We start from the raw sequence: 22,839 nt of genomic DNA, 5'->3' as shown, positions 1-22,839 counted from the left end.
TTCCGCATGTCCACCCGAACCCAAACCAAGAGCAGCAAGTTCCACGCCCTGCTGCAGGACCAGATCCGCAACGAATTCAATGCCGAACACCAGTACCGCGCGATCGCGGTGTGGTTCGACAATGCGGACCTGCCGGTGCTGGCCAAGTATTTCTACAAGCAGGCCGTCGAAGAGCGCAATCACGCGATGATGCTCGCGCAGTACCTGGTCGATCAGGACCTGGGCGTCGAGTTCACCAATATCGACGCCGCGAAATCGCAATTCGCGAACGCCAAGGAGCCGATCGCCCTCGCGCTGGCTCAGGAGCAGACGGTCACCGAGCAGATCATCCAGCTCGCCAAGACCGCTCGCGAAGAAGGCGACTACCAGGGCGAGCAGTTCATGCAGTGGTTCCTGAAGGAGCAGGTCGAGGAAGTCGCGACCATGAAGACGCTCCTCACCGTCGCCGAGCGCGCCAGCAGCAATATGTTCGATCTGGAGAACTTCGTCTCCCGCGAAATGAGCGGCCCCAAGGACGCGTCGGGCGCCCCGCACGCCGCCGGCGGCTCGCTGTAATTCGGCACCGCGCTCGACGATAGTTCGGCGCAGCGCTCGGCGCGGATTCTGAGCGCTCGGTTGGATATTCAGTATTCGACAGGCCCGAGTCCACACGGTGGACCGGGCCTGTCGAGTGTCATGTGCGCACCGAGATCGGTGCGGTGCCGAGCGGACTCAGCGCAGGGTGACCTGACGTGAGCGCAGGCCGTCGCGCGAACGCCGCTCCTCGGAGGTCAGCGGGGCATCCACCTTCAGCGCCTCCGCCAGGCGGGCGCCGAATTCGCGTGCGCCGGCTTCCCATTCGGTGGCGTGCCGCTCCGGGTCCAGATCGAAGACCGGCACCAGCAGGCCGTGCGTGCGGAACGACCCCGCGAAACGCGAACCCTCACCGAGGCTCAAGGTGCCGGCCGCGTGCAGCCGCGCCAGCGCCAGCATGAGCTGATCCTCGTCCTCCGGGCGTACCCAGCGCACGTGCGCCTTCTCACCGGCATCCACCCACCAGGCGGCGCCCACCGCGTCCGCGCCCAGTTCCAGGCGGGCCGACGGCATGATCGCCTGGTTGGCCTGCTCGATGGTGGCGGCCACCTGCGGATCCGGGGTGACGCCCTCGGGCACCCACCAGTCGAAGTTCTGGTGCACGGTCAGGTCCAGCGCGGCGCCGGGATCCAGCACCTCCGAAAGACGCGGCGCGGCATCCACATTCGCGGTGGTCAGCGACTCGCCCGGGGTGGCGGACTGGGTCCACAGGATGGCGGCGGCCAGATCCTGGGAAGGATCGGCGGACTGGAACTGCACCTGCGTGCCGACGAAACCGGTCGGCTCGTCCCCGGCCCGCACCAGCGCGGCGACCGCACCCGGCAGCACGGTGGCGAGCGTGACCGCACGCTCGGCGGCGACATTCGACGACAACTTCAGCGTCGCGGTCGCGGACGGCACGAACTCCCGTAGCGCGACCAGATCGCACTCGGCGGCCAAGCCCTCGAACGGCCGCGTGACGGTCTGCGCCGCCTGCTCCTGTGCGGCGCGGCGGGCGGCCAGCTTCTGCGCGCGGTTGCTGTCCGGCTTGGGACTGTTGCGCTTGCTCTTACCCATAGCTGGCAAACCTACCGTGCCTTTGGCCCTCCGCTTCGCTACGGGCGTGTTCGCGGCCCTGCTAGCTCGGTCTTCCCTCCGCTCCCCCGCTTCGCTCCACTCAGTCCAGACCGAGCCGGGCCGCGAACCTGAGGGTAATGGCTTATGTCGGTGGAAGTTTCGCAGTTCAGGCCGGGGTGAGCAGGCTCTTCGTGCGGCCGGGGAGGTTGGTGGCCACCCAGTCGACGCCGAGGTCGTCGCAGAGGCGGACGTCGTCGGGTTCGTCGACGGTCCAGACGTAGGTGGCGCGGCCCGCGGCGGCGGCCTTGTCGACGAGGTCGGGGTGCTCACGCAGGGTGCGGACCGAGGGGCCGACGGCCGTTGCGCCGACGGTGTGGGCGGCGCCGCCTGCGAGGTAGAGGGAGGATTCGCCGAGCAGGACCGTGGGGAGCAGCGGGGCCGCGCGGCGGATGCGCCAGACGGCGGTGGCCGCGAAGGACATCACGACGGCGCGGGAGTGGTCCGCGGAGGCGGGGGCCGCGATTCCGTAGCGCTGCAACTCGTTCAGCAGGGTGGTCTCGACGAGGGCGCCGTAGCGGACCGGGTGCTTGGTCTCGATGAAGAGTTTGGTGGGGCGGCTCTTCCAGTCCAGGACGAGTTCGATCAACGCCGCGAGTGTCAGGACGCCTTCGGGCTGTTCCGCGGTGCCGAAGTTGACAGCGTTCAACTCGTCCAGGGTCAGTTCGCTGACCGCGCCCGATCCGGTGGAGGTGCGGTCGATGGTGCGGTCGTGCACGCAGACCAGGTGCCCGTCCTTGGTCAACCGGATATCGCATTCGACACCGTCGGCGCCCTCCTGCAGGGCGAGTTCGTATGCGGCGAGGGTGTGTTCGGGTCGCGCCGCCGACGCCCCCCGGTGCGCTACCACGAACGGCGCACGACTGGCCCGGCTCACTTCGCCAATACCTCCTCTTGCTCGGCTTGCGGCGCACCGTCGGTGACGGCGGGGCCGTCGTCCGGAATCGGTGCGGTGAGCTCATCATTCCCGACGGCGGCCGCGGGCGCGCGTCCGGTGGAACCGGATTCGCTCCGGGCGGCCCCGGCATGCACCGGTTCGATGACCGGACGAGCCGGTCCGGTCGACATCAGCCAGCGGTGCACGACCCGCGGGTGGCCGCGCAGATCCAGGCCGGCGAAGGCCCGCACCAGGGCCAGCGACAGCACCGCGACTCCCGCCGCGACCAGGTTCGTCAGGATGGTGACCTCGACGCCGTTGGCCTGCGCCTGCAGTGTGTTCGTCAGCCGGAACAGCGACGCGATCACCACCAGGACCGCGTTCAGTACCCAGACGGCCCACCAGATCCGCACCGCGCGCAGCAGTCGCGGATCCCCGAGCAGCGCGTAATCGCCGGTGGCACCGGCAGATCCGGCGGCAGGCGATCCGGATGCGGCGACGCGACGCTTGCCCATGGCGGCCCGGCGGGCGGCGGCACGCTCGCCCACCCGCACGATCTCGGTGAGGAAGACGCCCGGCCACACCAGATTCACCACGGGCACCACGCAACCCAGCACCAGCAGGCGCAGGGACCGCGGATCCTCTTCACCCGCAGCCGCATACGCGCCCTTACGGGTTTCGGCGAGCCAGCCCACCAGGGCGACCGCAGTCACCAGCGCGAGCGCCAGCGACAGCGCGGACGTAATGATCACGGAGACATCGGAAGTCCACAGCACCGCGGGCTGGACGAGCCGGGACCGGTTGTACAGCAACACCCCGTAGCGGCCGAATTCGGCCAGCGCGGCCAGGCCGAACATGACCGCGGTGGCGATCAGCAGTCGCGGGACGCGCGTGGTCAGCGGCGCCAGCGGGCGGCGCGGCGCGGGCGCCTCGACGGGCGGGCGATCCTGCAGACCCCAGCGCGGCATCTGCGTGTAGCGGGGCGTGCCCGGATCGGGCTGCGGGCGTGCGCCATTGCGGTCGGCGGTGCGGCGGCCGGGCGGGCGCGCGACCCAGCGATAGTTGCGGCGCTGCGGTGGCGCGTCCACGGGTGCGGGCGAGAGCAGGACACCGTGGCAGCGGGGGCACCAGTGCAGCGGTTTGTTCTGTACCGCCCAGCGGGCGCCGCAGCGGGCACACGGCTGTACCACCGTGGTGCGCGAGTCGCGTCCCCCAGCCATCGGCTCCATCTCCCTGCGTCAGTAGATCTTCGGTGCGTCACCGTCGCCGGTGAGCGGGCGCCCGGTTTGCTGCCAGGCCACCATGCCACCCGTCACATTGACGGCCTCGAAGCCGACATTGTTCAGGTACTGCACGACCTGGATGGAACGGCCGCCTTGCCGGCAGATCACGTAGACCTGGGCGTCGATATCGATTTCTTCGATGCGGGCGGGCACATCGGTCATCGGGATGTGGATCGCGCCGGGCGCGTGCCCGAGCTGCCATTCGTCGTCCTCCCGGACGTCCAGGAGCTGGGCGGGTGCGGGCTCGTCGGCAGCCCAGGGCTCGGGGGCATCGAATTCCGCAGGCACGGCGTCGATGGGTACCGAGGGGATATGCGGGCTAGTCACGGTTTCGATCCTGCCACGGGCTCCGCGCGGGCGTGGTGTGCTGGGCCACCGCAGCGGAGTTATCCACATAATCCACAACCTGATCCACAGGTCCGGACCTGTCCGGATCGGCCGATCCGGAAGTCCCCTCCAGGTTCCGGAGCGGCCGGCCGACAGGGCCCTGCGGAGTGGCCCTACCAACTCTGACGCCGCAGGTGAGCCCATGGTTCCGGGTCACCCGAAAAAAGACGACAACACTACCGAAAAAAGGAAATACTGGGTCCTGCCGGGCAAGATCGGTAGCCTGGCGCTATGACAGTGAGCAGGGGGCTACTCGACGGACTGGACATCACCGGACTCAACACCGCGTTGTCGGAGGCAACATGCCTCGGCATCGACGTCGATACGGCAGCAGGCACACTCCGGCTGGAACTCGACGTACTGACGCTTCCGGTCGACGGCCCGCCGCCGGACGACTGCGATATCTACCTGACCCTCACCGGGGTCAGCCGCGTCGCCGCCTCGCTGCGCCGCCAGGCCTGGGACGATCTGGAGCCGGTCGTGCTCCCCCTCGCCCTCGACGGCCTGCACGACGCGGTGAACAGCTTCGGCGGCGGCGGATTGCACGGCTGGGAATTCTTCGACCTCGACGACACCGCCTGGACGCAGTGGAAGAAGCTGCTCAGCTTCGACACCGTGATCAGTGAAACCCCGGCTGCCCACATGCTGGAGATCTCCCAGGAGGAGGGCGTCGACCCGCGCGAACTCGACGTCCGGGTCTGGTTCGAGGGCATCACCGTGACCGGCAAGCAGGGCAACGACATTCCGCTCGAGCAGTTCATCGCGGGCGGTGTGCGCTGGTGGCAGGCGCACGACGCGGGCGACCCGCGCACCATGCGGCCGAATATCGTGCCGCCGCTGTAGCAGCAGATATCGGGGGGCCGGCGCCCCCCGATCCCGGATCCGGAAGGCTCAGGCGCCCAGCCCGATCGGGCAGGCGACCCCCGTGCCGTGATCCGGGCAGTAGCCGCCGGGATTCTTGGCCAGATACTGCTGGTGGTAGCTCTCCGCGTAGTAGAAGGCGGAAAGGTCCGGCAGCGGCGCGATTTCGGTGGTGATCTCGCCGAATCCGGCCGCTGTCAAGCGTTCCTGATACGCCGTCCTCGACTCCGCCAGCAGCTTCGCCTGCTCGTCATCGAATGTGAAGACCGCGGACCGGTATTGGGTGCCGCGGTCATTGCCCTGCCGCATGCCCTGCGTCGGATCGTGGTTCTCCCAGAACTGCCGCAGAATTCCGGCGTAGTCGACGACCTGCGGATCGAACACCACCAGTACCGATTCGGTATGCCCGGTGCGGCCCGAACAGGTCTCCTCGTAGGTGGGGTTCGGCGTGAATCCGCCCGCATAGCCGACGGCCGTGCTGTAGACGCCGTCCAGCTGCCAATAGCCCTGTTCGGCGCCCCAGAAACAGCCCATGGCCAGCACCGCGAGTTGCATTCCGGCCGGGAACGGCGGTTGCAGTGGATGGCCGTTCACGAAATGTTTCTCCGGCACGAGCAGTGCCTCGGCCCGGCCCGGCAGGGCTTGGTCCCGTTTCACCATGGTCGGCTCGGGTAGTCGTAAACGGCCGACGAACTCGTCGAAGAACGACATGAATTCGATGCTACGGGACGGGATACCGCGGGCGACGATGTTGCGATCACCGCGGGTCCAACAGGTGAGAAAGATATACATCCGCCGGAATATGGGGGCACGCAGCCCGGTTGCCGGGAAGCGGGTGTACGAATGATGGTTGGGTGACTCTCGGAACACCGAGGGCGCACGGCCCCGACACTGAGGAAGGGACATCGTGGCTGTTTACACGCTGCCGGAACTTGATTACGACTACAGCGCTCTGGAACCGTTCATCTCCGGGCAGATCAACGAACTCCACCACTCGAAGCACCACGCCGCCTACGTCGCCGGCGCGAATGCCGCGCTCGAGAAGCTGGAAGAGGCCCGCGACAAGGGCGATCACGCCGCCATCTTCCTGAACGAGAAGAACCTGGCCTTCCACCTGGGTGGCCACGTCAACCACTCCATCTGGTGGAAGACGCTGTCCAAGGACGGCGGCGACAAGCCGACCGGCGATCTGGCGGCCGCCATCGACGACCAGTTCGGCTCGTTCGACAAGTTCGTCGCGCAGTTCTCCGCCGCCGCCAACGGCCTGCAGGGCTCCGGCTGGGCGTGGCTGGGCCTGGACACCCTGTCCGGCAAGCTGCTCACCTTCCAGCTGACCGATCAGCAGGGCAACGTGCCGTTGGGCATCATCCCGCTGCTGGGCCTGGACATGTGGGAGCACGCGTTCTACCTGCAGTACAAGAACGTGAAGGCCGACTACGTGAAGGCGTTCTGGAACGTCGTCAACTGGGCCGAGATCGAGCAGCGGCACGCCAAGGCCGTCAGCCAGGGCAAGGGCCTGATCTTCGGCTGATGCCTCCGGGGGCGCACGCCCCCGCACGGGACGGACGGGGACGCAGCCCCCGAAACCCCCGAATGGACGGTGAACCCGGCGACACGCCCGGGTTTCGGGCCCGCGAACCCATGGAGGTTCGCGGGCCCTTTGTCGTTTCCGGGGCCGGAGCGGCGCGTTGTGCGTCGTGCAATGCGGCTGCTAGCACTCTCTGGTACTTGTGTGCCAGTTCCGTTCGGGCGCATCTTGGTGTTCCCAGCAGCAGGACGGGCAAAGCCGCCCCGGGTTCGATTTTCGGGAGGCACACGATGAGTGAGCAGATCGGCGTCATGCCGTTCCACGCACACGGATCATTGCGGGGATTCGTGATCTCCGGCCGCTGGCCGGACTCCACCAAGGAATGGGCACAATTGCTGGTCCTCGCCGTGCGCGTGGCCGGCCTGCCGGGCCTGCTGCCGACCACCACGGTGTTCGGGGCGCGCGAGGAACTGCCCGACGAACCACAACCGGGCATGGTCGGCCTGGTCATCGCCGAAGGCACGATTCTCGGTCAGGAAGGGTTGCAGCCCGGGAAGTTTGCCGGACATGTGCCGCCTGCCCTGATCATGCTGCATCCGCCGCGCGAGACCCGGCCCTCGCTCCCCGAATGCTCCGGCGCGGCCTCCGGCTGCCTGCTGCTGCCGGGGCTGCCGCATCTCGGGCTGGAACATCGGGCGGCGTGGGTGGAAACAGACAGTGACGGCGCGGTGACCTCGATGGTTTCCCGGGTCGGGGTCGACCCGATCAGTGATCCCGATACCGCGGTTCTGGCCATGCTGCTGGCCGCTTAAGGGTTCCCGAACTCCAACCATCCGTACATCCAAACTTATTGCGCGCATTGCGATTTCGACACGCCGGGTTTGCACGCGCCCGGTTTGCCGGAGTAGCATGGCGGCGAGCGAAGGGGAGTAGCCCCCAATCGCGCAGTCGACATACTGGTCCCACCCCGGGATCCGGCTGCACGAACCGGACCTCCGGTGGGCGAGACCTTCGGCCGAAGAAAACCAAACCGTTTTACCGGTGCGGTGTCGGCTGAAGCACCCCCGCATTCAGCTGACAGGCCGGAGACCTGGAGAGCTGACCCACCATGATCACCACGATTTTGCTGACATTCGGCGTGCTGTTCCTCGCCGAACTCGGCGACAAATCGCAACTCATGGCCCTGACCTTCGCGCTGCGCTACCACTGGGCCACCGTGCTCGCCGCCATCACCGTCGCCAGCTTCGCCGTGAACCTCATCGCCGTCGGCGTCGGGCACTTCCTCGGGGCGGCACTGCCCACCACCGTCATCGCGATCTTCGCCGCCGCCACCCTGCTCATCGTCGGCGTGTTCACACTGCGCGAGACCCTGCAACCCGATACCGGCGAGGACACCGAAAAGGCTGCGCCGCAAGCCAGAACACGCAATGCCTTCCTGGTGGTGCTGTCCGCCTTCCTGCTCGCCGAACTCGGCGACCGGACCATGTTCGCCGCCATGGCGCTCGCCACCAAGAACGGCTGGCTGGGCGTATGGCTCGGGTCCAGCCTGGGCATGGTCGCCGCGGGCGGGCTCGCCATCCTCATCGGCGTGACCGTCGGGAAGCACATTCCGGAACGGTTCATCGCGGTCTGCTCCGGGCTGCTGTTCCTGTACTTCGCGGGCATGACCCTGCTCGATGCCTACGCCGAGCACCTCGGCACGGTCGTGATCGCGCTGGCTTCCGCCGTCCTGCCCGCACTCGCCGGGCTGGTGATCGTGCTGCTGCGCCGGCGGGAGAACAGTGCACCCGCCGCGGAAACAACCGGGGAACCCGCGATCGCGCCCATCCCTGCGCCCCACAGCGCGGCTACCGAGACCCCCGCCCGGAGACGCACGGCCTGAACGGCACCGCGGCCCGGGCGATCACTCCCCGAACGGCAGGCCGAACAGTTCGCCGCTGCGGCGGATCATGGCCAGCAAGGGTTCACGCAGGGCGCGCAGGCCCTCCAGGTCACCCACCGCGATCCGGGCGGTGACCATGGAACTCAGTGCGGCGACCAGCATCTGGCAGGCGAAGAACTGTGCATCGGTGTCCGCGCCGAGAATATCGGCGACCATGGCGACGAAGGTCTCCTGCAGCTGACTGCGGCGGGCAATGGCCTCGGTGCCGACCGCGTACACCTCCACCAGGAACAGGCGGGCGTAGGCGGGTTCGGCGGACAGGGCGTCCAAGTAGGCGGTGAGCAGGCGTTCGATGCGGTGCGCATGCGTCTCACCCTCGAACTCCGTACCGGTCGCGGCGAGAATGCCGGTCAGCATGAGTTCCGCGGCCCGCTCGTAGGCGGCCTCGAAACAGTCCTCCTTGGAACGGAATTGCTCGTAGAAGGTCTCGCGGGAGACACCGGCGCGTTTGATGACCGCGGCCACAGGCGTTCCGACATAACCGTTCTCGGTCATCGCCTCGGCCATGGCCAGCAGGATGCGATCCCGCTGCGCGGCGACCACGGTCTCGCGGGGCAACCCGTGGCGGCCACGGGGCAGCTGACGGGCGGTGACGGCCGAATCGGTCATGCGGTGGACTCCGTTGTGCCGGGGTGGTCAGGCGAGCTTCCTCATTCTGCGGGGACGAGCGGGCTGATCGGTGGTGAACGACGCCGGTTCGGCACGGGCGATATCCAATCCGGACGCGACGCCGCCCCGCAACGCATAGTCGATCACACGTTGCGCCAGCGGTCGACACCAGAGCACCGCACCCACCCAATACGGGGACACGATGCGACGGGAACGACGGGCGAGAGCCTGCTCCATGGCATCGATGGCCGGGCCCAGCGGCGCGATACCGGAGACCGTGGAACGGCCCAGAATGTCGCGCGCGGCCGCCGTGCCGAAACCACGGCTCGTCATCTCCGTGTCGAGTTCCGCGAAATACGCCATGCCGACGCGAGCGCCGGTGTGCCGCAGTTCTATTCGCAGGGTGTTGCCGAGCGCCTCGACCGCGGCCTTGGAGGCGCTGTACGCGCCCGCCAACGGGAGATGCACGGCCGCGGCGAGCGAAGTCACCAGCAGCACATAGCCGTTCGCGTGCGCGATGTGCGGGCCCGCGGCGCGCAAGGTGTAGTAGGCGCCGAGGACATTGACGGCGAGCGTCTCCTCCATGATCGTCGGATCGCCGCCCAGCAGGGACAGCTGGCGGGCGATGCCGGCGTTCGCGACCACCGCGTCCAGGCCGCCCAATTCGGCTGCGAGAGAATTGATCACGCGCTCCACCTGCGCCGGATCACCGATATCGCAGTACCGCCACGGGGCCTCACCGCATTCGGCGGCCACCTCCGCGAGCAGGTCCTGCTCGATACCGAGCAGTGCGACATGCGCACCGTGCGCGTGCAACTGACGGGCCAGGGCCGCGCCGATGCCGCGGGCCGCTCCCGTGACCAAGATGCGTTTCCCGGCCACCTGCGGAGCCGGTCGTAGGAGACCACGGCGCAGTCGTCGGGCCGTGCGGGCGTTCATGCAAGTCACCGTACCACTAGACGAACACGCATGTTCGCAGAAATTCAGCCCATGAGCGGGCGAATGCTCGCCGAGTTCGCATGAGCCGCAAGCCCGGAACGATCTTGTGAAAGTTGCACAACCGCAGCTCAGCGGCGACCGCCACTACTCCTACCCGCCCCGAGACACAACCCGGCCCCCGAATGTCCGCAATGCCTGTCCCGTTATGGTGCTTGTTGACGGAAGGCCAGTGAGAGGGCCGTCCACGTCAGAGAGGACCAACCACCGTGGAGATTTCGGGCTCCGCCGCCATCATCACCGGAGGCGCATCCGGGCTGGGCGCGGCCACCGCCAAGCGGTTCGCCGATGCGGGCGCGACCGTGTTCGGGCTGGACCTGCCGCAGTCCATCGAACGCGCCGGCGACAGCGTCCCGGCCGGCGTCACGCTGATCCCCACCGATGTCACCAGCGGTGACGAGGTGGCGGCCGCCGTCGCCACGGTCGTGGAATCCGGTGTGCCGCTGCGCATCGTCGTCAACTGCGCCGGCGTGGGCTGGGCGGGACGCATCCTGTCCAAGAACGGACCGCACGACCTCGAGCTGTTCCGCACCGTCATCACCGTGAACCTGCTCGGGTCCTTCAATGTCATGCGGCTCGCCGCCGACGCCATCTCCAAGACCGATCCGGTCGACGAGTACGGCCAGCGCGGCGTGGTCATCAACACCGCCTCCGTGGCGGCGTTCGAAGGCCAGATCGGGCAGATCGCCTACTCCGCCTCCAAGGGCGGCGTCGCCGGCATGACCATCCCGGCCGCGCGTGACCTGGCACAGTTCGGCATCCGCGTGAACACCATCGCGCCCGGCATCATCGACACCCCGATGCTCGCCGGCGTCACCGAGGAGTACCGCAAGGGCCTCGAGGCCGGCGTGCCGTTCCCGTCCCGCCTGGGCCGGCCGGACGAGTACGCGCAGCTCGCGCAGTACATCACCGAGCACGACTACCTGAACGGCGAGACCATCCGCATGGACGGCGCCCTCCGCATGGCGCCGCGCTGACGCTGGGTCCCGGGGGCTACGCCCCCGTACCCCGGATGGGAAATGTGGGGGCAAGCCCCCACACCCCTGAAGGAGGGCGGGAACCCCAAACCCCATGGAGGACCCAAACCCCGTGGAGGAGGGTCCCTTGCCCCGGCGCAAGAGGGGGAGCCCAATCCCCGTGGCTCGCACGGCGATGCCCGCTGAGGCCGGGCGGGGAAGGTCCCCTGGAACGAGCAAAGCCCGCACCGAATCCCGGTGCGGGCTTTGTTGTTTCGAAGCGGGGCGGCGCTCGCTAGGCGGGCGTCCGGACCGAATCAGTGAGGGCGAACAGCCTCAGTGAGGACGCACTGCGGCGGCCTGCGGGCCCTTCTTGCCTTCGGTGATCTCGAAGGAGACCGCCTGGCCTTCCTCGAGCTGACGGTATCCGTTGCCCTCGATCTCCGAGTAGTGAACGAAAACGTCGGGGCCGTCCTCGCGGGCGATGAAGCCGTAGCCCTTCTCCGCGTTGAACCACTTGACGGTGCCCTGAACCATTACCTTCTCCTGACGAGGTGTTTCTCTTTTGGTGCGTGGCGGCCGCGGTAGCGGCAGCCGGGTCGAATCAGAAGGCGGCTGACAACTTGACTTGCAAGGTGTAGCGACGCCCGCACAATGTTCCGCGCGAGCAGTTGAACACAAACACGAAAACGTACGACCAAGACGTACAACGTACGCGCGAGCGTGAAGTTCCCCGGATTCACTGGTCATAACCGGCATCACAGTTGTGACATTCCAAGCATGACCAATTCCCGCTCGCTATGAGACCGGGCCCCCGCGGCGACACCGCGGGGGCCCGGACAAGCCGCGAGCTCAGAGCGTGTTCGTCAGGCGCTCCGCGAGAATCCGCGCGAACTGCGCCGGATCCTTCAACTCGCCACCCTCCGCGAGAACCGCAGTGCCGTAGAGGAGTTCGGCGGTCTCGGCCAGACCGGTGGTGTCGCCGTCCTTGCGCTCGGCATACGCGTCACGCAGTCCCGTGACCAACGGATGCGCCGGGTTCAGCTCCAGAATCCGCTTGCTGTCGGGCAATTCCTGCCCCGAGGCGCGGTACATGCGCTCCAGCATCGGAGTGAAATCGAACACATCGCCCACGATGCAGGCCGGGGAGGTGGTGAGCCGTGCGGTCAGTCGCACCTCCTTCACCGACGCGTCGAGCGCCTGCTGCATCCAGGTGAGCAGCTCGGAGAAATCCTTCTCCTGCTGCTCCCGCAACGCCTCCGACGCCTTCTTCTCGTCCTCGGACTCCAGATCGATCTCACCCTTGGCGATGGACTGGATCGGCTTGCCGTCGAACTCCGGCACCGAACCCACCCACATCTCGTCGACCGGATCGGTCAGCACCAGCACCTCCAGGCCCTTGGCCCGGAACGCCTCCATATGCGGCGAATTCTCGATCTGCTGCCGGGATTCGCCGGTCAGGTAGTAGATGGCCTGCTGACTCTCCGGCATCCGCTCGACGTACTGGGCGAGGGTGGTCTGCTCGCTCTCCGAGTGGGTGGACGCGAAAGACGAGACGGCCAGGATGGTTTCGCGGTTGTCGGTGTCGGAGAGCATGCCCTCCTTCAGGACCCGGCCGAACTCACGCCAGAAGGTCCGGTACTTCTCCTGGTCCTCGGCGTTCTTCAGGTCCTTGATGGTGGACAGCACCTTCTTCACCAGGCGCTTGCGGATCGCCCGGATCTGCCGGTCCTGCTGCAGGATCTCGCGGGAGACATTGAGCGACAGGTCCTGTGCGTCGACCACACCCTTCACGAAGCGCAGGTACTCCGGCATCAACTCTTCGCAGTTGTCCATAATGAACACGCGCCGCACGTAGAGCTGCACGCCGCGCTTGTGCTCGCGGGTGAACAGGTCGAACGGGGCGGTCTGCGGCAGGAACAACAGCGCCTGATACTCGAAGGTGCCCTCCGCCTTCATCGGGATGATCTCCAGCGGATCGTCCCAGGCGTGCGAGACGTGCTTGTAGAACTCCTTGTACTCCTCGTCCGAGACCTCGCTCTTCGGGCGCGTCCACAGCGCCTTCTGCGAGTTCAGAGTCTGGGTTTCGGTGAGTTCCTTCTCGGTCTTGTCCTCACCCTCACCGTCCATGACGGTGCGGGTGACATCCATGCGAATCGGCCAGGCGATGAAATCCGAGTACTTCTTGACGATTTCGCGGAGCTTCCACTCCTGCGTGTAGTCGAAGAGGTGATCGTCCTCGTCGGCCGGCTTCAGATGCAGTTCGACGGTGGTGCCCTGCGGGGCCTCCGCCAGCTCCTCGATGGTGTAGGTCGGGCTGCCCGCCGCGGATTCCCAACGCGTACCGGTCGTTTCACCGGCCTTGCGGGTGCTCAGCGTGACCTTGTCGGCCACCATGAAGGTCGAGTAGAAGCCGATACCGAACTGGCCGATCAACTCCTCGGCCGCGGTGTCCGGCTTGGTCTCCAGCAACTGCTTGCGCAACTGCGCGGTACCCGACTTGGCCAGGGTGCCGATCAGATCCACGACCTCGGCGCGCGACATGCCGATGCCGTTGTCGCGCACCGTGAGTACGCGTGCTTCCCGATCGGCGGCCAGCTCGATATGCAGATCGGAGATATCGGCCTGCAGGTCCTTGTCTCGGAAGGACTCCATGCGCAGCTTGTCCAGCGCGTCCGAGGAGTTCGAGATCAACTCCCGCAGGAAGGTGTCTTTATTCGAATAGACCGAGTGAATCATCAGCTCGAGCAGCTGATGGGTTTCGGCCTGAAACTCCAGGTGTTCGACGTGTTCGGTCACGACGCGATATTACTGTCCGCCCCCGACGCCGCGGGGCGGCGGGCGAAATCCGCGATGGCCGGCACCTCGGCGTCGGCCCGATCGGTCATCCAATCCCGCAGCGTCTTGGTGGCCAGCACATCGTCCTCGTTGTATTCGAGGATGCGGGTGCGCTGCGACATGTCCGGCTCGCCACCGTCGTAACCGACCGCCAGCCGATACCAGGACATGGACGCCTCACCACCCGCCTCCGGATCCCGCCACGCGAAACCCGCCACCGGCGCGATCTTCTTGAGGCCCTTGCCGTTCGGGCAGATGAACTGCTCCGACACCGCCTGGAACATGTCCACCCACTGCGGGCCGTCCACGAACTTCTGCACCTCACGCTCGGTGGGCACACCCGGGCGGCCCGCGAAACGCCGCGCCGACTCGTACAGCCACTTGTCCTCGGCGGTGCGCGAATAGCAGTAGGCGGCAAAGGTTCTGCCGGTCGCCGCCGCATCGGCGCGCACTTCCATCAGCCAGGTCCAGAACTCGGCGAAGGAGCGGCCCTCGTCCTCGGTGGGCAGCGGATCCCAGGTGACGAACGGGCGGTACACGCCGTCCAGCAGGGTGCCCCACAGGTAGGCGCCGTGCTCCTGGAAACTCTCCAGGTCCACATCCACCTCGACATCGGCGCGCTGCACCCGGACCCGATCCACCCGCCGCACCAGCGGGGCGCCGGTGGCCCAGGCGCGGGCCGTGACAATCGTTTCCGTGAACGGCTCGTACTGCCAGTCGTCCGGATCGTCGCCCGTCCAGGCCGCCAGATCGTCGATGGTCTCCACGCCGTGCCGGCGCAGCACCTCGGCGCGCGAACCCGGCGCCACCAGGCTCACGTCCCGATGCTCGGACAGCCACTGCGCACAACTGAGATCGCCCTCCTCGGGAGCGCGGGTCCACCACGGGCATTGCCGGCACTCCGGCACCTTCGACGGGACCGTCGGCAGTTCCCCGCGCACCACCGCGATGCGCTCGGCGTAGCGGCGGTCGTAATCGTCGAGGATCGGCCCCAGATCGTGCACCAGGATCCGGTCGAAGTGATAGCCGATCGCGCCGCCCGCCAGCGACGGACTGGCCTGCCCGTGCCGCTGCAGCATCCGATACAGATGCGCGAGCCGCTGCTGATCCCGCGGCTGCGGCCGGGTGCGGACATGCTTGTCCGGCTGCGGATTCCAGCGATACAGGTCACTGGTCAGCGGATGATGATCGGCCGGATCCGGCTGCCGGGGATCGGTCACCTTGTGATTCACCACGATGATCGGGATATAGCCGCCCCGATCGGTGTCCCGCCACAGGATCTCGCACCCGCCGCGGCGGCCCGTATCGGACTCCTGCGGCAGCAGGCCACCCCAGATGCGTTCCGCCCCGGCCTCGATCGCGGCCATGGTGGCCGCCGCCCGCTGCCCCGCCGGCTGCCCCGGCGCGATGATCGTCCAGCGGTCCGGATCGGCCGCGACCAGCGTGTCCCGCACCTGCAATCGATGCTGGGCCGCCGCCTCCCGCCGCTGTTGCACGCCGGCGTCCTCGGCCACTCCGGTCAACACCCCAGGGTGGTGGGCGTCCAGAAAAAGCCGGTGCCGGCACCCGATCAGCGCGCGCGCGTCCAGAAACGCGGCCCGCTCGCCATGGTCACCGATGCCCGAATACACGCCTAGAAGTATGGCCTCAACCCCCGACATACCCCGTGCCCCGCCCCCAACCGGTGCACTCATGAGTCGAATTCGCGACCTCGAACAGGGGTGTGGCGGTGTAACCGCCACCCGTACCGTTAGGGTGATTCGCACACTGTGTTTCATGGGCGGACAGGCATTTCCCCCGGCCCTGTGCTGCCATGGCGAACCAGCATGACGGAGGCCACCAATGGGGTTGTTCACCAAGCGCAAGAAGCCGGTCAGCCGCCGGGCCGAAGCGAAAGCCCTCAAGCACAAGGCCGCCGTGGAGGCCAAGCTCGGCGCCCGCAACGAGCGGAAGAAGCATCGCGCCGAGGCGCGCACCCAGCGCCAGGTCGCCAAGGCGGAGATCGCCAAACTCAATGCCGAGGAGAAGGTCGCGCTGAAGCTCGCCGCCAAGGCCGAGCGCGATGTGTTCAGCGTGGCGTCGGTCCGCAAGTACCTCGGCGTGGCGCGCCTGCTGCTGCCGGTGCTGGCGCCCCTCGCCTACCGCGGCGCCACCCTGCTGCGCGGGCAGATCGACACCCGCCGCGCCCAGCAGTTGGGTGTCGGCCTCGATCAACTCAGCGAATTCTCCGGACCCGGCGCCAAACTGCAGGCCCGGCTGGCCGGCATCGAATCCACGCTGAACGATCTGGAGCGCAAGAACTCCGACGTGGAGACGAAGAAGTTCGCCGCGGCCACCCGCGACCGCCTGGACAGCCTGGCCGCCGCGATCCGCACCGCCGCCCAGATGCCGGTGCCGCGCCGCCGCGCCGTGCACGCCTCCATCTCCAACGAGCTCTCCGGCATCGAAGCCGACGTGCTCGCACGCCTCGGCGTGAACTGAACCCCTGCCCCGATGCACAACCGCGCACGCACGACCGGCCCGCAGGGCGTTCGGGCGGTGCGCGGTGGGCTGACCGGGCTCGCCATGGCGGCCCTCGCGGTCGCGGCGCACGGACTCGCGGGCGGCGGGTACCCGGACACCTCCGGGCTCACGCTGCTGGCGCTCGCGGCCCTCGCGCTCGGCGCGGGCGCGGGGACACTGCGCTCGCCGTGGACGCTGCCCGCGCTGATGACGCTCGGGCAGCCCGCCTGCCACACCGTGCTGAGCGGCTCCATGGCGCACGAGCACGGTTCGGGGACCATGGGTTTCCCCGCAACGGGTTTCCCCGCAACGGGATTCACGATGGACGGGATGATGGCGGCCGCGCACGCCGCGGCGGCGGTCGCCTGCGCGCTCCTGATTCTCGTCGCCGAACGGCTGTATGCGCTTGTCTCGCAGGCGGTCCGGGTCGCCCTGACCCGGCCGCATGCGCGGGCGGCGAGCGGAATGCGGGCGCCGTGGGCGCAGTCGGTCACCGTACCGAAAACCCTTCCCGGACTGGGTGCGATCGGGCCGCGCGCCCCACCGGTCACGGCGTGAAACCCCACTCACCCCGTAACCTTTCGTCAGAGAAGGCAATTCACTCCATGCACACCTCCCTTTCGCGCGCGCTCGTCACCGGCGGCGCCGTCACCGGTCTCACCCTGTTCGGCGCGGGCATCGCGTCCGCGCACGTCGTCGTGGACGCGCCCGGTGCGACGCAGGGCGGCTACGCCGTCGCCACCTTCCGGGTCCCCGACGAGTCGGCGACGGCCACCACCACCAAGCTCACCATCGCCCTGCCCAGCCTGAAGAGCGCTCGCACCGAACCGATTCCGGGCTGGACCGCCGCCCTGGAGAAGAGCCCGCAGGGCGACATCACCGGCGTCACCTGGACCGCCAACCCCGGCAACCCGGGCATCGCGCCGGATCAGTTCCAGCGCTTCGCCATCGCGGTCGGGCCGCTGCCCAAGCAGGACAAGGTCACCTTCAACGCCGTCCAGACCTACAGCGACGGCAAGATCGTGAACTGGAACGAGCCCATGGGCAAGGACGGCAGCGAACCCGAGAACCCCGCGCCTCTGCTGACCCTCGCGGCCGGCAAGGGCGGTGACGACGACGGCGGGCCCGCCCCCGAAGCCGCCGACAGCAAGAGCACCGACGACACCGCCCGCTGGCTCGGCGGCATCGGCCTCGCGCTCGGCGCGCTGGGCGCGGCACTCGGACTGGGCAGCGTCATCCGAAGCCGCCGATCGTGAACGGATCCGGCGACAGCATCCGCACCACGAGAGCCGGAGAACCGACATGAGCATCCGCCCAAGGACATCGGGCGCACACCCGACCGGCCGCGCCCTGCTCGCGGGACTGGTGACCGCGTTGCTGGCCCTCGGTTTCGCCCTGCTGGGCGGTGGTGTCGCGAGCGCGCATTCGGTGCCGGTGAGCTCCAGCCCGGACAATGGCGCGCAGCTCGACACCTCCCCGGCGCAGGCGAGCATCACGTTCAACGAGAACCTGCAGACCGCCTTCCCGTCCATGACGGTCACCGGACCGGACGGCAACCTGTGGTCGAAGGGCGAACCCGCCATCACGGGCGCGACCATCAGCATCCCGGTCGGCGAGCTCGGACCCGTCGGTGAATACAAGGTCGCCTACCGCGTCACCTCCGCGGACGGGCATCCGGTCAGCGGCGTGCGCACCTTCACGCTGACCAAGGCGGGCAACGGAACTCCGGGCCCGAAGGCCGACAGCGCGGCCAAGTCCGAGGGCGGCTCGAGCGGCGGCGGCGTGCCGCTGTGGGTGTTCATCGTCGGCGCGGTCGTGCTGTTCGGCGGCGGCCTGGCCTTCGCGCTGTTCGGCGGACGGGGCAAGCAGGCCGAGTGAACCTGTCCGACCGCACCGATCGTCGCCGGGAGCGCGGGACGACCGGCGGCAGCAGCTCACTGCGGTGGCTGCTGCTCCTGGTCGTCCCGCTCGGCCTCGCCGGTGCGGCACTGGCCTGGCTGCTGGCCGGAAACGATCCGGTACAGGACGAGGCGGCGGTGCGGGCCGGTGCCGACGGTGCGGGCGCGATCGTGCTCGGCCTGGCCGCACTGCCCCGGCTGTCCGTGCGGCTACCGCCGCGATGGCGGCTGCTCACGGTGATCGCGGCCCTGTGGACGGCACTGGAATTCACCATGCTGGTGCTGGAAGCCGCCGCAGTGCAAGGCATTCCGGCGCACCGGTTGAGCGCACCGCAGCTCGGGGACTATCTCTCGACCGCGAGCGGCGGGCAGATCGGCATCGCACTGCTGATCGGCTGCGGCGCGGTCACGGCTTACGGCGCCTTCGGTTTCCGCAGCCCCGACCGGGCCGCTCCGGATCTGGTGCTGGTCTTCACGGCGGTGACGCTGGCGCTGCGGCCCATCACCGGCCATATGTCGCAGCAGACCTTCGGGTCGGTGCTGGGGGCCGTGCACGCGCTGGCCGCGGCCGCCTGGTTCGGGCTGCTGCTGGCGCTGGCGCTGACCGTGCGCACCCGCGGCGAATGGGCGGTGCTGCTGCCGCGGTTCTCGCAGTGGGCGCTGCCGCTGGCCGCCACCGTGACGGTGACCGGGGTGATCAACGCGCTGGTGCACGAGCACGGACTGACCCCGTTCGTGACCACCGGGTACGGGCGGATCCTGCTCGCCAAGACTGTGATTCTCGCCGCACTGCTGGGGCTCGGCTGGTGGTGGCGGCGCCGGTGGGTGCCGGTCGCCGAGGACCATCGGATGAGCGCCGAATCGTCGTTGCGCCGTGCGATTTTCGAGGTGCTGGTGATGGCCGTGGCCTTCGGGCTGGCGGGCACCCTGGCCGTCACCGCGTGACCGAGAACCGGCGGGGCGGGCACGCAGTGGCCTCCACCACGTCGTCTGCGAGTGGAATTGGAACCCGTTACTGTCTCTGCCATGACCGAAGTCAAGATCGTCGCGGACTGCGCCGCCTCGGCCGAATCGGCCTTCGCCTACGTCAACGATTACCGGCACCTGCCGAAATTCATCAATGAGATCAGCGCCTTCACGCCGATCACCGATCAGACCGAGGGCGTGGACGCCACCTTCGACGGCACCATCTCGCTCGGGCCCGTCACCCTGCACTCCACCATCAAGATCGTGCGGCACGAACCCGGCTACGCCATCGCCGTGAAATCCATCAAGGGCTTCGAAATCGAATCCACCTTCCTCTTCCACGACAAGGGCGAGGAATCCTGCACCATCGACGCCATCGTCGACTACCGGGTGCCGGGCGGCTTCGCGGGCAAACTCCTCGGCAAGACCATCGAACCCTTCGTCAAGCTCGCCGTGAAGGGCTCCACCAAGAACCTGGTCACCCAGGTCCGCGCATTCCACGCCGAACGCACCAACGCCTGATCACCGGCACCTCCCCTTGCCCTCCGGGCGGGGCCGTCAGAGCCGCCGGCCCCCGAGGTTGTCCGCCCCGACCCGCACCAGGGATCCTGGACGCATGCCCGAACGCACTGCGCCGACACCCTTCCAGCGGTTGGGCTACATCTGCGGCCGCACCCTGCCGCCCTCCCTCGCCGCCTGGGTACTCGACGACATCACCGGACCCGGCGCCACCCGCCGCTACCTGCTGCGCATCCTGCTGCCGATCATTCCGGTGCTGTGCCTGTTCCTGCTCATCCCCGGACCACTCTGGATGGGCCTCGCCATGATGGCGCTGCTCTACATTCCGCTCATCTACTTCACCGCCGCACTCACCTACGTGTTCCGGCGCAACCGGCTCATCAAGCACGGCCTCGATCCGGCGCTCGCCGACCTCGACCGCCGGCAACGCGAAGCCGCCGCCCGCGCCGCCTACCGGCAACAGCACCCGCCCAGCGAAAACCTGTAATCCGCATCTCGATTCGAGCGGCGCACCCGCGCACAGGAATACGCTGAGACAAAAGCAATTCCGGCCTCGGTTCGACGGAGAACCACCATGGAACCTCACTGGGCGAGCGGGCATTTCTACGCGGGCGACGCGGATCGGGAACGCGCGATCGAAGCACTCAAACAGAACTTCCAAGCCGGGCGCATCAATGCGGACGAATTGTCCGAACGCATCGGATACGCGCTCAACGCCCGGACCTTCGCCGACCTGGACGCGGTCATGACCGGATTACCATGGCAGCGCGCGATTTCCCCGACGTTCTACCAACCGGTCGCGCCACGCACGCACGGCATGGGGATCACCGCCTTCGTACTCGGCGTCCTCGGCTTCCTCTGCGGACTCACCGCCGTCCCCGCCGTCGTCCTCGGCCTCATCGCCCTCACCGTCGACCCGGAACGCCGCGACGACAAGGGCTTCGCCATCGCCGGACTCGCCGTCGGCGCCATGTGGATGCTCATCTTCGGCTGGCTCTACATCAAAGGCGTCGGCGTCTTCCGATGAGGCGGCGCCGACACCGCACGATCGAACGCGCGTAGATCCGCCTCCGTCTGCCGGAACAACCAGTAAGCGCCGAGGAAACCCAGCACCCCCAGCACGCACAACCATTTGATCGGCGTCAGCACCAGCGCCGCCTCCGGCCCCGACAGGGACATCAGACTGGTCACCACGCCGATCAATGGAATCGCCACCGCCACCGCCAGATACCGCGTGCACCGGCGGGCCAGCGCCCGCAGCGCCTCGTGATCACTGGCCGTCTCCCCGTGCCGCAACAACCGCGGATAGAAACACCGCACCACGAAGAAATTCACCACGAAGAACGGGTACGCCACCGCGATCGCCCCCGAAACCAGCAGCGTCACCGCCAGATTCGCGATCCGGGCCGGCGCCAGATCCGTCCACGCCACCAACGCCGCCGCGGCCACCACCGCCGACACCACCCAGCAGCCGAACGCCACCAGCGCCACCCGGTCACCGTCGATCAGCGTGTCCCGGCGCGCCGCCGCCAGCGTCGCCGGACCGTAATCCCGGCCCCGCCGCACGCCGCGCCACACCAGAAAGGCCCGGCGGCACAGCACATTCGTGATCACCATGGCCGCCGGAGTCGTCACCAGCGCCAGCGACAGACCCACCGCCTGCATACTCGCCCGCTCCCCCGGCGAGAACCAGAGCTGGAACAACGGATGATTGTGCAGATTGCTGTACAGCATGCCCAGGAAATCGCCCAGCACACTGGCCGCCGTGATGAGCAGCAGCAACGCCCACGGTCCCACCTTGGCCCGCAAGCTGTTCGGCGGCGGATCCACCAGATCCCGCGCCCGCTCGTCCAGGACGAGCTCCAGCTGCTGCGCCAGCGCCGCACCCGACGGCCAGCGATCCGCGCGGTCCGGCGCCAGACATTTCAGCAGCACCCGGCGCAGGGTGGGCGGGCAATCCGGCGGCAGTTCAGCGGGATCGACGGCATGCTGCCGCAAGCGCAGCATGCGCTCCAGGGAGGATTCGGAATCACCGGCCCGCGCCTCGTCGTCGAACGGGCGGTGGCCGGTGAGCAGTTCCCACAGCACCACACCCAGCGCGTACGTATCGCTGCGGCCGTCGAGATCGGCTGCGGTGTCCGGCAATTGCGGATGACAGGCGGCCAGTTGCTCCGGCGACATGTACGCCAGGGAACCGCCGAAATACGCGAGCGGACTCGTACCCGCCACCTGCTGACTGAAACTGATATTGAAATCGGCCAGTTTCGGTACGCCGTCCGCGGTGAGCAGCACATTCGCCGGTTTGATATCGCGATGCAGCACACCGTTCGCGGACGCGTAATCCAGCGCCCGCGCCAACCGACTGCCCAGCCACGCAACGGTTTCCGGCCAGCTCCTCGCCGCCAGCTCGCTGCGCGTCGCGGATTCGCTCGGCACCAGTCCACCGCGATCGCGCATGGACGCGTCCACCGCCTCCAGCAGCAGCCCGCCGTCCCGCTGCACCGGCGGCCGCGCCCGCACCAGGCTCAGCACCTTCGACAGCGTGCCGCCCGGAAGGTATTGCATGTACAGGAGTTTCAGTTCGCTGTCCGCCAGCAGCCGCTGATCGAACACGCGCACGATGTGCTCATGATCCAGCTGCGCCAGCGTCTCCGACTCGGTGCCGTGATCCTGCGAGATCTTCACCGCCACCAGGCGCTGCATGGACCGCTGCCGGGCCAGGAAGACGCGGGCGAAAGCGCCGCTGCCCAATTCCACCAGCAGATCGAAATCGTCCACCCGATCACCGACATCGATGTCCTCCAAGGATTCCCGCGTCCCCTGGCTCGCGATCAGCGTGCTGCGGTAGTCGGCATCCTCTGCGGGATCCCGATCGATCGCCGGTTCCACAGTCCTGCCCTCCCCGAAATGCCCAGCGGGTGCCGCAAGTATGCGCCCGCGCGGCGCCCGGCACCGGCCGATTACCGTGCGGTGACGGCGCGCTTTTACGAC

At 68.0% G+C, this 22,839-nt stretch carries 25 protein-coding genes; 14 read left to right on the top strand and 11 right to left on the bottom strand.

The genetic code is table 11. From position 1 onward, the window contains the following. The first annotated feature begins 6 nt into the window (after positions 1 to 6). Entirely contained in the window at positions 7 to 555 is a 549-nt protein-coding gene (locus tag ACIP5Y_RS32840) for a ferritin (protein WP_400356089.1), read from the top strand. 156 nt (positions 556 to 711) lie between these two features. Here ACIP5Y_RS32840 and ACIP5Y_RS32835 read toward each other — a convergent pair whose 3' ends face one another. From ACIP5Y_RS32835 to ACIP5Y_RS32820, 4 genes are all read right to left on the bottom strand, one after another. Further along, complete coding sequence (locus ACIP5Y_RS32835) at positions 712 to 1,629, bottom strand: DUF5926 family protein (protein WP_400356087.1); 918 nt, start codon at positions 1,627 to 1,629, stop codon at positions 712 to 714. A gap of 166 nt (positions 1,630 to 1,795) precedes the next feature. Further along, positions 1,796 to 2,563 (bottom strand): glycerophosphodiester phosphodiesterase, encoded by a 768-nt coding sequence (locus tag ACIP5Y_RS32830; protein ID WP_397008077.1) that lies wholly within the window; start codon positions 2,561 to 2,563, stop codon positions 1,796 to 1,798. Beyond that, positions 2,560 to 3,783 (bottom strand): DUF4328 domain-containing protein, encoded by a 1,224-nt coding sequence (locus ACIP5Y_RS32825; protein WP_400356085.1) that lies wholly within the window; start codon positions 3,781 to 3,783, stop codon positions 2,560 to 2,562. The genes ACIP5Y_RS32830 and ACIP5Y_RS32825 overlap by 4 nt, the downstream gene beginning before the upstream one ends. 18 nt (positions 3,784 to 3,801) lie before the next feature. Further along, complete coding sequence (locus ACIP5Y_RS32820) at positions 3,802 to 4,134, bottom strand: rhodanese-like domain-containing protein (protein WP_400356918.1); 333 nt, start codon at positions 4,132 to 4,134, stop codon at positions 3,802 to 3,804. Positions 4,135 to 4,464: 330 nt separating this feature from the next. Between ACIP5Y_RS32820 and ACIP5Y_RS32815 the strand changes: the two genes are divergently transcribed. Further along, positions 4,465 to 5,076 (top strand): hypothetical protein, encoded by a 612-nt coding sequence (locus tag ACIP5Y_RS32815; protein WP_400356084.1) that lies wholly within the window; start codon positions 4,465 to 4,467, stop codon positions 5,074 to 5,076. 48 nt (positions 5,077 to 5,124) lie between these two features. Here ACIP5Y_RS32815 and msrA read toward each other — a convergent pair whose 3' ends face one another. Next, positions 5,125 to 5,805 carry a peptide-methionine (S)-S-oxide reductase MsrA gene (msrA, locus tag ACIP5Y_RS32810; RefSeq protein ID WP_397008071.1) on the bottom strand — a complete coding sequence of 227 codons (681 nt, stop codon included), beginning with the start codon at positions 5,803 to 5,805 and terminating at the stop codon, positions 5,125 to 5,127. Positions 5,806 to 6,001: 196 nt separating this feature from the next. Here msrA and ACIP5Y_RS32805 point away from each other — a divergent pair, with 196 nt between their 5' ends. The 3 genes from ACIP5Y_RS32805 (at position 6,002) to ACIP5Y_RS32795 (ending at position 8,504) form a co-directional block, all read left to right on the top strand. Then, a complete protein-coding gene (locus ACIP5Y_RS32805) occupies positions 6,002 to 6,625 on the top strand; it encodes a superoxide dismutase (RefSeq protein WP_397008069.1) in 624 nt (207 codons plus the stop codon). Positions 6,626 to 6,912: 287 nt separating this feature from the next. Beyond that, entirely contained in the window at positions 6,913 to 7,434 is a 522-nt protein-coding gene (locus tag ACIP5Y_RS32800) for a peptidase (protein WP_400356081.1), read from the top strand. A 296-nt stretch (positions 7,435 to 7,730) separates the two neighbouring features. Next, positions 7,731 to 8,504 (top strand): TMEM165/GDT1 family protein, encoded by a 774-nt coding sequence (locus ACIP5Y_RS32795; RefSeq protein ID WP_400356080.1) that lies wholly within the window; start codon positions 7,731 to 7,733, stop codon positions 8,502 to 8,504. Positions 8,505 to 8,525: 21 nt separating this feature from the next. Here ACIP5Y_RS32795 and ACIP5Y_RS32790 read toward each other — a convergent pair whose 3' ends face one another. Then, complete coding sequence (locus ACIP5Y_RS32790; protein ID WP_400356078.1) at positions 8,526 to 9,173, bottom strand: TetR/AcrR family transcriptional regulator; 648 nt, start codon at positions 9,171 to 9,173, stop codon at positions 8,526 to 8,528. A 27-nt stretch (positions 9,174 to 9,200) separates the two neighbouring features. Next, positions 9,201 to 10,112, bottom strand: a complete 912-nt coding sequence (locus ACIP5Y_RS32785) for an SDR family NAD(P)-dependent oxidoreductase (RefSeq protein WP_400356076.1) — start codon at positions 10,110 to 10,112, stop codon at positions 9,201 to 9,203. A 266-nt stretch (positions 10,113 to 10,378) separates the two neighbouring features. On the opposite strand from ACIP5Y_RS32785, the gene ACIP5Y_RS32780 reads away from it, so the two are divergent. After that, positions 10,379 to 11,146, top strand: coding sequence for an SDR family NAD(P)-dependent oxidoreductase (locus tag ACIP5Y_RS32780; RefSeq protein WP_397008059.1), 768 nt, complete (start codon positions 10,379 to 10,381; stop codon positions 11,144 to 11,146). 315 nt (positions 11,147 to 11,461) lie between these two features. On the opposite strand, the gene ACIP5Y_RS32775 is transcribed toward ACIP5Y_RS32780, so the two are convergent. From ACIP5Y_RS32775 to ACIP5Y_RS32765, 3 genes are all read right to left on the bottom strand, one after another. After that, positions 11,462 to 11,662, bottom strand: a complete 201-nt coding sequence (locus ACIP5Y_RS32775) for a cold-shock protein (protein ID WP_033085228.1) — start codon at positions 11,660 to 11,662, stop codon at positions 11,462 to 11,464. 315 nt (positions 11,663 to 11,977) lie between these two features. After that, on the bottom strand, positions 11,978 to 13,924 hold the full coding sequence (gene htpG / locus ACIP5Y_RS32770; protein ID WP_400356073.1) for a molecular chaperone HtpG: 1,947 nt from the start codon (positions 13,922 to 13,924) through the stop codon (positions 11,978 to 11,980). Next, positions 13,921 to 15,594: a TM0106 family RecB-like putative nuclease gene (locus tag ACIP5Y_RS32765; RefSeq protein WP_400356071.1), complete on the bottom strand. Its 1,674-nt coding sequence runs from the start codon at positions 15,592 to 15,594 to the stop codon at positions 13,921 to 13,923. Before ACIP5Y_RS32765 ends, htpG begins: the two co-directional genes overlap by 4 nt. 211 nt (positions 15,595 to 15,805) lie before the next feature. On the opposite strand from ACIP5Y_RS32765, the gene ACIP5Y_RS32760 reads away from it, so the two are divergent. From ACIP5Y_RS32760 to ACIP5Y_RS32725, 8 genes are all read left to right on the top strand, one after another. Continuing rightward, the gene (locus ACIP5Y_RS32760) at positions 15,806 to 16,444 is read left to right on the top strand and encodes a DUF6474 family protein (RefSeq protein ID WP_400356069.1); all 639 of its coding nucleotides are present in this window, start codon (positions 15,806 to 15,808) and stop codon (positions 16,442 to 16,444) included. 12 nt (positions 16,445 to 16,456) lie between these two features. Further along, positions 16,457 to 17,023 carry a hypothetical protein gene (locus ACIP5Y_RS32755; RefSeq protein WP_400356067.1) on the top strand — a complete coding sequence of 189 codons (567 nt, stop codon included), beginning with the start codon at positions 16,457 to 16,459 and terminating at the stop codon, positions 17,021 to 17,023. Positions 17,024 to 17,070: 47 nt separating this feature from the next. Next, positions 17,071 to 17,721: a YcnI family protein gene (locus ACIP5Y_RS32750; RefSeq protein ID WP_400356065.1), complete on the top strand. Its 651-nt coding sequence runs from the start codon at positions 17,071 to 17,073 to the stop codon at positions 17,719 to 17,721. A gap of 46 nt (positions 17,722 to 17,767) precedes the next feature. Beyond that, positions 17,768 to 18,343: a copper resistance protein CopC gene (locus ACIP5Y_RS32745; protein ID WP_400356063.1), complete on the top strand. Its 576-nt coding sequence runs from the start codon at positions 17,768 to 17,770 to the stop codon at positions 18,341 to 18,343. Positions 18,344 to 18,345: 2 nt separating this feature from the next. After that, a complete protein-coding gene (locus tag ACIP5Y_RS32740) occupies positions 18,346 to 19,308 on the top strand; it encodes a copper resistance D family protein (protein WP_400356917.1) in 963 nt (320 codons plus the stop codon). Positions 19,309 to 19,389: 81 nt separating this feature from the next. Then, a complete protein-coding gene (locus ACIP5Y_RS32735) occupies positions 19,390 to 19,851 on the top strand; it encodes an SRPBCC family protein (protein ID WP_400356061.1) in 462 nt (153 codons plus the stop codon). Positions 19,852 to 19,945: 94 nt separating this feature from the next. Further along, positions 19,946 to 20,335, top strand: a complete 390-nt coding sequence (locus tag ACIP5Y_RS32730) for a DUF5313 family protein (protein WP_400356059.1) — start codon at positions 19,946 to 19,948, stop codon at positions 20,333 to 20,335. An 87-nt stretch (positions 20,336 to 20,422) separates the two neighbouring features. Continuing rightward, positions 20,423 to 20,875 carry a DUF1707 and DUF4190 domain-containing protein gene (locus ACIP5Y_RS32725; protein WP_400356057.1) on the top strand — a complete coding sequence of 151 codons (453 nt, stop codon included), beginning with the start codon at positions 20,423 to 20,425 and terminating at the stop codon, positions 20,873 to 20,875. Here the strand turns inward: ACIP5Y_RS32725 and ACIP5Y_RS32720 are convergent. Then, complete coding sequence (locus tag ACIP5Y_RS32720) at positions 20,845 to 22,737, bottom strand: serine/threonine-protein kinase (protein WP_400356056.1); 1,893 nt, start codon at positions 22,735 to 22,737, stop codon at positions 20,845 to 20,847. The two genes, ACIP5Y_RS32725 and ACIP5Y_RS32720, sit on opposite strands and share 31 nt — an antisense overlap. Positions 22,738 to 22,839: the final 102 nt, after the last annotated feature.

The organism is Nocardia sp. NPDC088792 (assembly GCF_044750615.1).
GTDB lineage: Bacteria > Actinomycetota > Actinomycetes > Mycobacteriales > Mycobacteriaceae > Nocardia.
The sequence above is the reverse complement of the archived record's forward strand: the minus strand, read 5'-3'. Positions and strand labels throughout refer to the sequence as shown.